The organism is Streptomyces sp. (assembly GCF_036566765.1).
Taxonomy (GTDB): domain Bacteria; phylum Actinomycetota; class Actinomycetes; order Streptomycetales; family Streptomycetaceae; genus Streptomyces.
Genome location: NZ_DATCVQ010000301.1, coordinates 1 through 13,405, shown reverse-complemented (window position 1 = coordinate 13,405; position 13,405 = coordinate 1). Strand labels below are relative to the sequence as shown.

Sequence of the window (13,405 nt, the reverse complement as noted above, 5' to 3'; positions counted from 1 at the left end):
TCCTCGTTGTAGAGATCCGCGTACTGCGCGTACGGGTCGTCTTCCTCGTCGTCGTCCTCGAACGGCTCGCCATTCGGCGGCTGGTTCGAAGTCGATGCGCCCAGCTCGTTGGCCAGACGCGACAGGTCAGTCCCGCCGCTGTTGTACTTCAGCTGGCGGGCGACCTTTGTCTGCTTGGCCTTGGCCCGGCCGCGCCCCATGGCTCGACCCCCTCGGTGACGGGGCTCGACGGCCCCAGAGTCTTGACACGCGTTCATGATTCGGAGCGGGCTCTCGACAGAGAGACCGGCCCGTAGGGCTTCAACGGTACCTGCTTCCGTGGCCATACGGTACGCCGCACGCATCACATGCCCCGGTACAGAACCTTCGAGGCGCCCCGTCCTCGCTGGTCAACCGCGATTTTAACCTCTTCTTGAGGGCCGACCCGCCGACCGGCGTGAGTCATCTCTCGGTCTGGACGAACATCCAAACGGCTGTCGGCGGGCCGGCCCTGTCAAGACTTCAGCCGCGGCGCGCCTCGGCCATCCGCTGCTCCGCGATCCGGTCGGCCGCGGCGGCCGGCGGAACCCCGTCCGCCTTCGCACGTGCGAAGATTTCGAGGGTGGTGTCGAAGATCTTCGTGGCCTTCGCCTTGCAGCGGTCGAAGTCGAAGCCGTGCAGCTCGTCGGCCACCTGGATCACGCCGCCGGCGTTGACGACGTAGTCGGGCGCGTAGAGGATCCCGCGGTCCGCGAGGTCCTTCTCGACGCCCGGGTGCGCGAGCTGGTTGTTGGCCGCGCCGCAGACCACCTTGGCGGTCAGCACGGGCACGGTGTCGTCGTTCAGGGCGCCGCCGAGCGCACACGGCGCGTAGATGTCCAGGCCCTCGACGCGGATCAGCGCGTCGGTGTCGGCGACCACGGTGACCTGCGGGAACTTGTCGGTGATCCGGCGGATCGACTCGTCCCGGACGTCGGTGACGTAGACCTCGGCGCCGTCCTCGAGGAGGTGCTCGACGAGGTAGTGGCCGACCTTGCCGACGCCCGCGACGCCGACCTTGCGGTCGCGCAGCGTGGGGTCGCCCCAGACGGTCTGGGCGGAGGCCCGCATGCCCTGGAAGACGCCGAAGGCGGTGAGCACCGAGGAGTCGCCGGCGCCGCCGTTCTCGGGGGAGCGCCCGGTGGTCCAGCGGTTCTCGCGGGCCACGACGTCCATGTCGGCGACGTAGGTGCCGACGTCGCAGGCCGTCACGTACCGGCCGCCGAGGGAGGCCACGAACCGGCCGTAGGCCAGCAGCAGCTCCTCCGTCTTGATCTTCTCCGGGTCGCCGATGATCACGGCCTTGCCGCCGCCGTGCTCCAGGCCGGCCATGGCGTTCTTGTACGACATCCCGCGCGAGAGGTTCAGCGCGTCGGCGACGGCCTCGGCCTCGGAGGCGTACGGGTAGAAGCGGGTGCCGCCGAGGGCCGGGCCCAGGGCGGTGGAGTGGAGGGCGATGACGGCCTTGAGGCCGGAGGCGCGGTCCTGGCACAGCACGACTTGTTCGTGGCCGCCCTGCTCCGAGTGGAACAGGGTGTGCAGGACGCCGTCGGTCACATCGGTCACGGTGGTGACTCCCAAGTACGAAGCGGCGGTGTTGTGGCCCCTCCTGTGGGTGGGGAGGGACCGGTTGGGCAAGAGAGTAAGTCCTACGGGTTGGTAGATCCGCCGCAGTGCCGAGGATCACCCCCTCCAGGAGTAGCCGCGTGGAAGGATTCGCGACATGTCGGTCGTCTCCTCCGTGCGCGTCCCGTACGCCTCCTACCTGCGTGTGTACGAGCCGTTGGCGGCCTTTCCGGAGCCGGAGCGGGGGCACTGGGCGCGGTACGCGCGGCGGGCCGAGACCCCCTCGGCGCAGGACGAACTCCGTCGCTCGCTCGCGGACTTGGCGCCCACCCCGCCGGTCCCGGTGCCGGTGCACGAGAGCGCCGAGGCGTTCGTCGCGTACGTGGACGGGGTGGTCTGCGTCTGCCCCTGGCGGACCCGGCTGCGGGGCTGGCTGGCCATGGAGGAGCTGGTGGAGTCGCTGCCGGCGTCGCTGCTCGACGCGATGCTCCCGCCGGTGGTGCGGGCGCAGGCGCAGGCGGACTTCGAGGAGTGGCGGGAGCAGAACCCGGACGCGCGGCCGTGGATCCGGACCTCGGTCTGGGAGGTCCCGGTGCGCTGGTTCGCGCTCTTCGCGGACGAGGAGCGGGAGTACGTCCCCGGCGACGCCGAGGCGGCCCCCGTGCTGCGGTACCGGACCCCGATGGTGCAGGCGCGGCGGCGGCTGGCCCGGGCGCTGCGGACGCTGCGGGAGACGATCGACGAGGGGCCGCTGACGGAGGGCCTGGTGGACGTGGGCCGCTGGCTGGAGGAGTTCCATCCGCGCTCGCTGGTGGAGCTGGACTACGGGGGCCTGGTGCACGCGCTGCCGGCGGCGCTGCTGGCGGAGGACCGGTCGGCGGCGGACGTGGCCGAGGGGATCGCGGCGCTCAAGGACGGGGACGGCGAGGCCGCCGGCGAGGCGTACGGGCGGCTGATGGAGCGGTGGCGGGCGGTCCGGGACCGCCGGTTCGCGAACTGAGGGCCGGGGTCGGCGAGGGGTCCGAGACCACTCGTTAGCGAACTGTTGATCGGGGAACCGTCGACAAGCGGCACGTGTCTGACGTAAAAGATCTTTAAGGGCACAGAGTCCTTGGGTACGCGTGTGCGGGACGTAGGTCCCGATCCGGGCCTTTGGCTCAAGCGTGACGGATAGCACTTAGCGCACCCTTGCGCCCATCACCCACCCTCGTGCCAAAATAGGACAAGGAGTCCGGGGAGGGTTCCTTCCGTCCAACTATGGTCGGAATGCTCGACATTGCACTCTATGGGGGGTCTGACGACTCCTGATCGCTCTGTGACTGATCGTCACTGTGACGTGACTGTCCGCTATGGCATGGTCCATCGGCTTCCGCCGCTGATGGACACCTGAGAGGGCAATTCCATCGGTTTGGCCGACGTGGCTGGACAGATGGTGTAGTTGTAGTGCCGAGGACAAGCCGTTCGTCCTATAACCGACTCGGCTCGCGTCCGCCATTTCGGGCAACGCGGGTCAAGGTGCAGAATTTAGAGGAAAGAACCGAGATGGTTCGGTTCTCCCGAGGAGGCCGCTCATGACCGCTCGCACCCCTGATGCCGAGCCGCTGCTGACCCCCGCCGAGGTTGCCACGATGTTCCGCGTGGACCCGAAGACGGTGACCCGTTGGGCGAAGGCGGGCAAGCTCACGTCCATCCGCACGCTGGGTGGGCACCGCCGGTACCGCGAGGCAGAGGTCCGCGCACTGCTTGCGGGTATCCCGCAGCAGCGCAGCGAGGCCTGAAACAGCAGCAACACCCCGTAACACCGGGCATTTTCGGGCCCCCAACCCGACTCGCCCACCCCAAGCTCTGCCGACCGGCGCCTGCCCCAACAGGCTCTTGTCATCGATCGCGCTGGACTCCGCCGGGTCCAGCGCGATCTTTTTGTTGGCCGGCGAAGGTCGTGCAATTGCACATATTAAATCCGCCCGCTGTAGGGAGGGTGTAAGTGATGGAGTTCCTGAAACTCTTTCAGTGACTCGCGTCACACCGCTCGTCGCCGTCCTCGGTCGGCTCCTCGGTCGGCTTCTCGGTCGGTCCGGGCGGCTCCTCGGACAGTCCGGGTGGTTCCGGGAGCTCCGGGAGTTCCATCGCGAGGCGCTGGAGGAGATGGCAGACCGGGCAGATGCGCGTCACATGGCCGAAGCGGGACGCGGCCGCCAGATGCGCGCGCAGCAGCGCGCCGGTCTCGTGCCTCGCCGTCGACGCCGCCGCCATGCACGCCACCTCCGCTGTGGGCCCCCACGTCCCTGCATCCGGGGTACCGGCGGCCGATGACGCCGTCAAGATGCCAGGGCATACGACGAAGGTGTGAGGCGCACACGACGAAGGCGTACGGGCACACACGACGAAGGCCCACATCTACTGATGCGGGCCTTCGTACTTACTGCGGTCCTGACGGGATTTGCTGTGTCGTTTCGCGGCTCCGCCGCGTGGCGCGGCCTCTGGCCGGTCTGCGGGCTGCCCGTGTCATGCCGAGAGCCCGCACCGATCGGTGCGGGCTCTCTCACTGCGGTCCTGACGGGATTTGAACCCGCGGCCTCCACCTTGACAGGGTGGCGAGCACTCCAAGCTGCTCCACAGGACCTTGCTCGCAGCCGATTTGTGCTTGGCTGCGAGAGAGACTGTACAGCAGGTCAGAGGGTCAGGTCGAACTGGCGCAGGGCGGCGCTCCCGGACGTTCCGGCTACGGCGCCGCCGCGTCGATCGCCTTCACGATCCGCTTGTCGGAGACCGGGTGCGCCGTGCCCAGCGCGTGCGCGAAGTAGCTCACCCGCAGCTCCTCGATCATCCAGCGGATGTCGGTGACCTCCGTCGGCACCGGGCGGCCCTTGGGGAGCTGTTCGAGCAGCCAGGCGTACTCGTCCAGCATCTCGTGGACCTTCTCCATGCGCGTGGTGTCCCGCTGCACGCCCGTCGGCATCTGCTGGAGGCGGCGGTCCGCGGCGACCAGATAGCGCATCAGGTCCGGCAGCCGGCGCAGGCCCGTACGGGTGACGAAGCCGGCCGGCATGAGCCAGGCGAGCTGGTTCCGGACGTCCGTCACGTTGTTGATCAGGGCCAGGCTGTTCGTGGCCTTCAGGCGGCGCTCGCAGGCCTGCCAGGCGGCCAGGATCTGCTGCACCTGGTCGACCGTGCGGATGGTCAGCTCGACGAGGTCCGCCCGGACCTTGTCGAACAGCTTCCGGAACGACTCCTCGTCCCAGACCGGCCCGCCGTGGTCCGCGATCAGCCGGTCCGCCGCCGCGGTCGCGCAGTCGTCGAACAGTGCCTGGATCGAGCCGTGCGGGTTCCGGGACAGCGCCAGCTTCTGCTGGTTGGTCAGCTTGTCCGAGGCGAACTTCGCCGGGTTCACCGGGATGTTCAGCATGATCAGCTTCCGCGTGCCCTGCCACATCGCCTGCGCCTGCTCGGCCTCGGTGTCGAAGAGCCGTACGGAGATGGTGTCGCCGGCGTCCACGAGCGCCGGGTACGCCTTGACCGGCTGGCCGGCCCGCCGGGTCTCGAAGACCTTGGTGAGCGTGCCGATCGTCCAGTCGGTGAGCCCCGTGCGCTCCAGGGACTGCCCGGAGCCGCTCGGGCCGCTCGTGGCGGCCGCGGCGGCCTGGGAGAGCGCCTGGCGGGCCTTGGGGCGCAGCTTGAGCTTGAGCGCCTCCAGGTCCTTGTCCTCGGCGAGCTTGCGGCGCCGCTCGTCGACGATCCGGAAGGTGATCTTGAGGTGCTCGGGGACCTTCGTCCAGTCGAAGTCCTCGGGCGTGACCGGCACCCCGACCATCCGCTGCAGCTCGCGCGCCAGCGCCGTGTCGAGCGGCTCCTGCACCGGTACGACGGCGTCGAGGAAGCGCGCGGCGAAGTTCGGCGCGGGCACGTAGTTGCGGCGGATCGGCTTGGGGAGGGAGCGGATCAGCTCCGTGGCGACCTGCTCGCGCAGCCCCGGGATCTGCCAGTCGAAGCCCTCGTCGGTGACCTGGTTGAGCACCTGGAGCGGGATGTGGACGGTCACGCCGTCCGCGTCCGCGCCCGGCTCGAACTGGTACGTGACGCGGAACTTCAGCTGCCCCTGCCGCCAGGAGTCCGGATAGTCGTCCTTCGTGACCCCGGCGGCCTTCTCGTTGATGAGCATCTCGCGCTCGAAGTCGAGGAACTCCGGTTCCTCATGGCGCTTGTGCTTCCACCAGGAGTCGAAGTGCGCGCCCGACACGACGTGTTCGGGCACCCGCTTGTCGTAGAAGTCGAAGAGCGTCTCGTCGTCGACGAGGATGTCCCGGCGGCGGGCCCGGTGCTCCAACTCCTCGACCTCGGTGAGGAGTTTGCGGTTGTCGGCGAAGAACTTGTGGTGCGTGCGCCAGTCGCCCTCGACCAGCGCGTTGCGGATGAACAGGTCGCGGGAGGCCTCGGGGTCGATCCGGCCGTAGTTCACCTTGCGGTCGGTGACGATCGGGACGCCGTACAGCGTCACCTTCTCGATCGCCATGACCGCCGCCTGGTCCTTCTCCCAGTGCGGCTCGCTGTACGTCTTCTTGACGAGGTGCTGGGCGAGCGGCTCGATCCACTCCGGCTCGATCTTCGCGTTGACCCGGGCCCACAGGCGCGAGGTCTCCACCAGCTCGGCGGACATCACGAAGCGCGGGGGCTTCTTGAAGAGCGCGGAGCCCGGGAAGACCGCGAACTTGGCGCTGCGGGCGCCCAGGTACTCGTTCTTGGCGCCTTCCTTCACGTCCTTCATGCCGATGTGCGACAGCAGACCGGCGAGCAGCGAGGTGTGGACGGACTGCTCGGGAGCGGCGTAGTCCGCCGAGGGCTCCTCCAGGTGCATGCCCATCTGCTTGGCGACCGTACGCAGCTGCGCGTAAATGTCCTGCCACTCGCGGATCCGCAGGAAGTTCAGGTACTCCTGCTTGCACATCCGGCGGAACGACGACGAGCCGCGCTCCTTCTGCTGCTCGCGGATGTACCGCCAGAGGTTGAGGAAGGCCAGGAAGTCGCTGGTCTCGTCCTTGAAGCGGGCGTGCTGCTGGTCGGCCTGCGCCTGCTTCTCCGCGGGGCGCTCGCGCGGGTCCTGGATGGAGAGCGCGGCCGCGATCACCATGACCTCGCGTACACAGCCGTTCTTGTCCGCCTCCAGGACCATCCGGGCCAGACGCGGGTCGACGGGGAGCTGGCTGAGCTTCCGGCCCTGCTCGGTCAGCCGCTTCTTCGGGTCCTTCTCGGCGGGGTTCAGGGCCCCGAGCTCCTGGAGGAGCTGCACGCCGTCGCGGATGTTGCGGTGGTCCGGCGGGTCGATGAAGGGGAACTTCTCGATCTCGCCGAGGCCGGCCGCGGTCATCTGGAGGATGACGGACGCCAGGTTCGTACGGAGGATCTCCGCGTCCGTGAACTCCGGCCGGGAGAGGAAGTCGTCCTCCGAGTACAGCCGGATGCAGATGCCGTCGGACGTACGGCCGCAGCGGCCCTTGCGCTGGTTGGCGCTGGCCTGGCTGACCGGCTCGATCGGCAGCCGCTGGACCTTGGTCCGGTGGGAGTAGCGGGAGATCCGGGCGTTGCCCGGGTCGATCACGTACTTGATGCCGGGGACGGTCAGCGAGGTCTCGGCGACGTTCGTGGCGAGCACGATCCGGCGGCCGGCGTGCGCCTGGAAGACCCGGTGCTGCTCGGCGTGCGACAGGCGCGCGTAGAGCGGCAGGATCTCGGTGTTGCGCAGCTGCTTCTTGATCAGCGCGTCCGCGGTGTCGCGGATCTCCCGCTCGCCGGAGAGGAAGACCAGGACGTCGCCGGGGCCCTCCGCCTGAAGCTCGTCGACGGCGTCGCAGATCGCGGTGATCTGGTCGCGGTCGGACTCCTCGGAGTCCTCTTCGAGGAGGGGCCGGTAGCGGACCTCCACGGGGAAGGTCCGTCCGCTGACCTCGACGATCGGCGCCTCGCCGAAGTGGCGGGAGAAGCGCTCCGGGTCGATGGTCGCGGAGGTGATCACGACCTTGAGGTCGGGGCGCTTGGGCAGCAGCTGCGCCAGATAGCCGAGCAGGAAGTCGATGTTGAGGGACCGCTCGTGCGCCTCGTCGATGATGATCGTGTCGTAGGCGAGCAGCTCGCGGTCGGTCTGGATCTCGGCGAGCAGGATGCCGTCCGTCATCAGCTTGACGAAGGTGCCGTCCTGGTTCACCTGGTCGGTGAACCGCACCTTCCAGCCGACGGCCTCACCGAGCGGAGTGTCCAGCTCCTCGGCGACCCGCTCGGCGACCGTGCGGGCGGCGATACGACGGGGCTGGGTGTGCCCGATCATGCCCTTCACGCCCCGGCCGAGCTCCAGGCAGATCTTCGGGATCTGGGTCGTCTTGCCGGAGCCCGTCTCACCGGCGACGATCACGACCTGGTGATCACGGATGGCGGCCGCGATGTCGTCCTTCTTCTGGCTGACCGGGAGCTGCTCGGGATAGGACACGGCGGGCACGCGCGCACGGCGCGCACTCACGCGCTCCTCGCCCTTGCCGACCTCCGCCTCGATCTCGGACAGCACGGCGGCCCGCGCCTCCGGCTTGCGGATCCTGCGCGCGCCTTCGAGCCTGCGCCCGAGCCGGTGCGCGTCGCGCAGGGACAGCTCGGTCAGGCGGGCGGCGAGATCCCCGAAGGCGGGGGTACCGGGGGCGGGGGCAGGGTGCGTAGACATACGCGATCCAGGATCTCATCCCCGGGAAATTACTGGCGAACGGTTTTGTCCCGCGGCCGGCCTGTCACGACACATACAACAAGACCCCGATCCGGGGATCGGGGTCTGTGCTGTGGCTGGGGCCGGGGTCGAACCGGCGACCTACCGCTTTTCAGGCGGTCGCTCGTACCAACTGAGCTACCCAGCCGCGAGGTTTCCGAGGAAACCTCAGCGGTCCTGACGGGATTTGAACCCGCGGCCTCCACCTTGACAGGGTGGCGAGCACTCCAAACTGCTCCACAGGACCAAGCTTGCGTACGACAGTGTCGCACACGATCTTGCGTGCCCCCAACGGGATTCGAACCCGTGCTACCGCCTTGAAAGGGCGGCGTCCTAGGCCGCTAGACGATGAGGGCTATCGGCCCGCCTGGGCGCTTCGCAGCGCGTCGGGGACGTGAGAAGCATATGGGATGCCGGGAGGTATCGCCAAAACGGTTTAGGGGCTGCCCGTGGGTGAGGTGGTGGGCGAACCCGTGGGCGAGGGGGTCGCTCCCGGCTGGTTGTCCTCCGGGAGGTGGCGGCTGACCTCCGCCGTCGTGAGGCCGAGGCCGCCGAGTTTGATCTCGTCCCAGGCCTGCAGACGGCGGGTGTCGCGGTCCATGTAGAGGATCGACGCCTCGATGGGGTCGGGGTACTTGCCCTCGACGGCCCGTAGCCCGCTGCCGCCGGTGGAGCCCTCCACCCGCAGCCGGGTGCCCTTCTTCATGACCTCCATCTCCTGGTGGTGGAGGTGGCCCGACAGGATCATCGGGACCTCGCCGTCGACCTCGCGGGCCGCCGAGGGCTCGTGGGCGATCGCGAGGTCGACCGGGGTGCCGGCGGCCCGCTGCTCGCGCAGGGCCGCGGCCAGGCGGTCGCCCGCCGCCTCCTGGGACTCGTCGGCACCCGGGTTCGTGGAGCGGTCGGGGGTGAACTGGGGGTCGCCCATGCCCGCGAACCGCAGTCCGGCGATCGTCTCCGCCTTGCCGTTGTCCAGGACGTGGACCCGCTTCAGGCCCTCCATGTAGCGCTGGGTGGTGAGGGAGTCGTGGTTGCCGCGGACCCAGACGTACGGCGCGCCGAGGTCGGGGATCGGGTCCAGGAAGCCGTTCTCCGCCGCCGTGCCGTGGTCCATGGTGTCGCCGGAGTCGACGATCACGTTGACCTTGTACTGCTCCACCAGCGAGGCGATGATCTTCCAGCTCGCGGGGTTCAGATGGATGTCGGAGACGTGCAGGACCCGGATGGTGGTGGGGTCCGGCTGGTAGGCCGGGAGGGTGGACGTGACGTCGTAGAGCTTCGTGACGTTCGTCACCAGGCGGGCCAACTCCTTCTGGTAGACGTCGAATTCGGTGACGATGCTGCGCGCGTTGCCGACCAGCGACGGGGCGGAGGAGAGCAGTCCCGAGAACTTCGGCTCCAGGACGGATTCCGGGTTCCAGGTGGCGTACGCCGTGCCACCGCAGGCCGCCAGGAGGCTCAGGGCGAGGCCGCCGGCCGCGAGGGCCCGGCGCGGGCGGCGGTAGACCGCGAGGCCGAGGGCCGTGGCGCCCGACACCACGGCGACGACGGAGCGGACGGCCAGGTCGAGGGTGCCGTGCTCGACGTCGGTGGCGACCTCGTCCTGGAGGCCGGAGAGGCGCTCGGGGTGGTCGACGAGGGCCTGGGAGCGTTCCGGGTCGAGCTGGTCGACGTTGACGTCGAGGCGGACGGGCGCCTGGTGGCTGTCCAGCTGGAGCGCGCCGAGCGGGGACACGTTGATCTTCGTGCCGCCGGAGAGGGACGGGCGCAGGGTCATCGTCGTGTTCATGGGGCCGACCGGGACCCGGACATTGCCCACGATCAGCAGACCGAGCCATGCGCCCAGAAGGACGACGGCGACCAGGCCGAGGGCGCGGGTCCAGGGGTGCGGCTGGTGGACGAGTTCGACGGACGGGTGGGATCGGCGCCTGCCGTACTGGCGGGCGAGGGCTCGCGGGGGCTTGCGTAGGACGTTCAGGATGCTCCGGGCGTTCAGGACTGCGGCGGGGACGCGGGCCATTGGTCCCGTATGCCCAAGTCCGCTCGTGGATATGCGGGCGTACTCATGACACTCGTACGGATGGGTCGTACCGGAGAATGGGCTTGTGCTGGAGATGACGCGCGAGGAGTTCGAGGAACTGGTCGCCGAGGCCCTGGACCGGATTCCGCCGGAGTTGACGCGGCTGATGGACAACGTCGCGGTGTTCGTCGAGGACGAACCGCCGGCGGACGATCCCGAGCTGCTCGGGCTGTACGAGGGCACTCCGCTGACCGACCGGGGCGAGTGGTACGCCGGGGTGCTGCCGGACCGCATCACGATCTACCGGGGGCCGACGCTGCGGATGTGCGATGCGCGGGAGGACGTCGTCGCGGAGACGGAGGTGACGGTCGTGCACGAGATCGCCCATCACTTCGGGATCGACGACGCGCGGCTGCACGCACTCGGATACGGCTGAGTCCGTTTCGAACGGGGCGCGTGTCCTCTTGTGGGCGGCGGGAGTTGGGCAGGTTGACTTTTTGACGACCGCCCTCGGAGGTGGCTGCTCGTGCGCCCCTTGTACGTACCCGTCCGTCTGGCCGCCACGGTCATGGCCGTCGCCGCCGCCGCGGGCTGCATGAGCGTGGGCGGGGACGGCGGAGACGGCGGTGCGAAGCCGTCGCACTCCGCCGGTGACCGGGGCGGTGAGGCGCCGGACGGGGGATCCGCGGGCTCGGGCGGTTCCGTGGGACTGGGCGGAGCGGGCCCGGACGGCAAGCGCGGCAAGCACAAGGGGAAGGGCGGCGAGGAGTCGGCGTCCCCGTCGGCGTCGGCCTCGGCGAGTGCGTCGGCCTCCGCGGGGGCGAAGCCGGGGAAGTCGGCCCGGCCGGTGCCGTCGGCGCCGAGGAGCGACCCGGCACCCACCCGTACGCCCGATCCGGAGCCGCCGGCGTCCAGCGAGCCGCCCGCGTCGCCCACACCGTCGCCGCCGCCCGCCGAACCGTCGTCGTCGGCGCAGCCGGAGACGGGCCCGCAGCTGAGCCAGCGGGAGCCGGCGCCCACCGCGGGGTCGCCTGCGTGACGGACCCCGTGAAAGGCCCCGAGTGACCTCGGATACATACGAGGGGATCGGTTTGCCTTCGGGGGCGATGGGTGCGTATGGTTATAGATCGTTTGATCATTTGCCCGGCGCCAAAGCAGAAGAGCGCCGTGTGGCGCGTTCTCTCCCTTACCGTGGCTGACCGCATAGAGGCGGTCGTATTGCGAATCACGGAGTTGACGGGCGCGTGCCGACGAGACTCCGGAAGGTTTCGCATACGCATGTCCATTTCCAGTACTGATCACGTCGTCGTGCCCGAGAACGAGGGCACGGAGGAGACTGTCGAGGTCACCTTCGCGGACCTCGGTCTCCCCGAGGGCGTTGTGCGCAAGCTCGCCCAGAACGGCGTGACCACCCCCTTCCCGATCCAGGCCGCGACCATCCCGGACGCCCTGGCCGGCAAGGACATCCTCGGCCGTGGCCGCACCGGCTCCGGCAAGACCCTCTCCTTCGGTCTGCCGATGCTCACGCAGCTCTCCGGCGGCCACACCGACAAGAAGAAGCCCCGCGGCATCATCCTCACGCCGACGCGTGAGCTCGCGATGCAGGTCGCGGACGCCCTCCAGCCGTACGGTGACGTGCTCGGCCTGAAGATGAAGGTCGTCTGCGGCGGCACGTCGATGAGCAACCAGATGTACGCCCTGGAGCGCGGCGTCGACGTCCTCGTCGCCACCCCGGGCCGTCTGCGCGACCTCATCAACCGCGGCGCCTGCTCCCTGCAGGACATCGAAGTCGCCGTCATCGACGAGGCCGACCAGATGTCCGACCTGGGCTTCCTGCCCGAGGTCACCGAGCTGCTCGACCAGATCCCGGGCGGCGGCCAGCGCATGCTGTTCTCGGCCACGATGGAGAACGAGATCTCCACGCTGGTCAAGCGCTACCTGAGCAACCCGGTCACGCACGAGGTCGACAGCGCCCAGGGCAACGTCACGACCATGTCGCACCACATCCTGATCGTGAAGCCCAAGGACAAGGCGCCGGTCACCGCGGCCATCGCCTCCCGCAAGGGCCGCACCATCATCTTCGTCCGCACCTAGCTGGGCGCCGACCGCATCGCCGAGCAGCTGTGCGACTCCGGTGTGAAGGCCGACGCGCTGCACGGCGGTATGACGCAGGGCGCGCGCACCCGTGTGCTGGAGGACTTCAAGAAGGGCTACGTCAACGCGCTCGTCGCGACCGACGTCGCCGCCCGTGGCATCCACGTCGACGGCATCGACCTCGTCCTGAACGTCGACCCCGCCGGTGACCACAAGGACTACCTGCACCGCGCCGGCCGTACCGCTCGCGCGGGCCGCACCGGCACGGTCGTCTCCCTGTCCCTGCCGCATCAGCGCCGGCAGATCTTCCGGCTGATGGAGGACGCGGGCGTCGACGCCGGGCGTCACATCATCAACTCCGGTACTGCCTTCGAGCCCGAGGTCGCCGAGATCACCGGCGCCCGTTCGATGACCGAGGTCCAGTCCGAGTCCGCGGCCAACGCGGCTCAGCAGGCCGAGCGCGAGGTCGCCCAGCTCACCAAGGAGCTCGAGCGGGCGCAGCGGCGCGCGACCGAGCTGCGCGAGGAGGCCGACCGCCTGGTCGCCCGGGCCGCCCGCGAGCGCGGTGAGGACCCGGAGACGGCGGTCGCCGAGGCGCAGGCCGTGGTGGCCGAGGCCGCGGAGGCGGCTGAGGCCGTGGTCGCCGAGCAGCCCGCCGAGCGTCCCGCGTACGAGCAGCCGCGTCAGCGCCGTGACGAGCGGGGCAACTACGAGCGTCGTGACGACCGTCGGGACGACCGTGGTGGCCGTTCCTTCGAGCGTCGTGACGACCGTGGCGGCTTCAACCGCGACCGCCGGGACGGCGAGCGGGGCGGGTTCCGCCGTGACGACCGTGGTGGCCGTTCCTTCGAGCGCCGTGACGACCGTCCCTCGGGTGGCGGCTTCAACCGCGACCGTCGTGACGACCGTCCCACCGGCGGTGGTTTCAACCGTGACCGTCGTGACGAGCGTCCCTCGGGCGGCTTCCG

At 69.4% G+C, this 13,405-nt stretch carries 9 protein-coding genes, 4 tRNA genes and 1 pseudogene; 5 read left to right on the top strand and 9 right to left on the bottom strand.

The annotated features are described in order from the left end of the window. The coding region (locus tag VIU94_RS17440) for a DUF3073 domain-containing protein (protein ID WP_331912510.1) at positions 1-200 on the bottom strand (200 nt) is incomplete at its 3' end. 301 nt (positions 201-501) lie between these two features. Next, entirely contained in the window at positions 502-1,584 is a 1,083-nt protein-coding gene (locus VIU94_RS17435; RefSeq protein WP_331912508.1) for a Leu/Phe/Val dehydrogenase, read from the bottom strand. A gap of 157 nt (positions 1,585-1,741) precedes the next feature. Between VIU94_RS17435 and VIU94_RS17430 the strand changes: the two genes are divergently transcribed. Continuing rightward, positions 1,742-2,584, top strand: a complete 843-nt coding sequence (locus tag VIU94_RS17430) for a DUF8083 family protein (RefSeq protein ID WP_331912506.1) — start codon at positions 1,742-1,744, stop codon at positions 2,582-2,584. A 571-nt stretch (positions 2,585-3,155) separates the two neighbouring features. Continuing rightward, positions 3,156-3,362: a developmental transcriptional regulator BldC gene (gene bldC, locus VIU94_RS17425; protein ID WP_003949541.1), complete on the top strand. Its 207-nt coding sequence runs from the start codon at positions 3,156-3,158 to the stop codon at positions 3,360-3,362. A gap of 229 nt (positions 3,363-3,591) precedes the next feature. Here the strand turns inward: bldC and VIU94_RS17420 are convergent, their stop codons facing one another. The 7 genes from VIU94_RS17420 to VIU94_RS17390 form a co-directional block, all read right to left on the bottom strand. Continuing rightward, entirely contained in the window at positions 3,592-3,837 is a 246-nt protein-coding gene (locus tag VIU94_RS17420; protein ID WP_331912504.1) for a DUF6274 family protein, read from the bottom strand. Between the two features lie 295 nt (positions 3,838-4,132). After that, positions 4,133-4,207, bottom strand: a tRNA-Asp gene (locus tag VIU94_RS17415). Between the two features lie 99 nt (positions 4,208-4,306). Next, positions 4,307-8,284 carry an ATP-dependent RNA helicase HrpA gene (gene hrpA / locus VIU94_RS17410; RefSeq protein ID WP_331912502.1) on the bottom strand — a complete coding sequence of 1,326 codons (3,978 nt, stop codon included), beginning with the start codon at positions 8,282-8,284 and terminating at the stop codon, positions 4,307-4,309. 113 nt (positions 8,285-8,397) lie between these two features. Then, positions 8,398-8,471 (bottom strand) — tRNA-Phe (locus tag VIU94_RS17405). Between the two features lie 24 nt (positions 8,472-8,495). Beyond that, positions 8,496-8,570, bottom strand: a tRNA-Asp gene (locus tag VIU94_RS17400). A gap of 36 nt (positions 8,571-8,606) precedes the next feature. Then, positions 8,607-8,679, bottom strand: a tRNA-Glu gene (locus VIU94_RS17395). Positions 8,680-8,759: 80 nt separating this feature from the next. Then, entirely contained in the window at positions 8,760-10,343 is a 1,584-nt protein-coding gene (locus tag VIU94_RS17390) for a metallophosphoesterase family protein (RefSeq protein ID WP_331912500.1), read from the bottom strand. 85 nt (positions 10,344-10,428) lie between these two features. On the opposite strand from VIU94_RS17390, the gene VIU94_RS17385 reads away from it, so the two are divergent. The 3 genes and pseudogenes from VIU94_RS17385 to VIU94_RS17375 form a co-directional block, all read left to right on the top strand. Continuing rightward, positions 10,429-10,779: a metallopeptidase family protein gene (locus tag VIU94_RS17385; RefSeq protein WP_266394251.1), complete on the top strand. Its 351-nt coding sequence runs from the start codon at positions 10,429-10,431 to the stop codon at positions 10,777-10,779. 90 nt (positions 10,780-10,869) lie between these two features. After that, positions 10,870-11,382: a hypothetical protein gene (locus VIU94_RS17380; protein ID WP_331912498.1), complete on the top strand. Its 513-nt coding sequence runs from the start codon at positions 10,870-10,872 to the stop codon at positions 11,380-11,382. A gap of 239 nt (positions 11,383-11,621) precedes the next feature. Beyond that, positions 11,622-13,405: pseudogene (locus VIU94_RS17375) on the top strand (DEAD/DEAH box helicase); the annotation flags it as partial.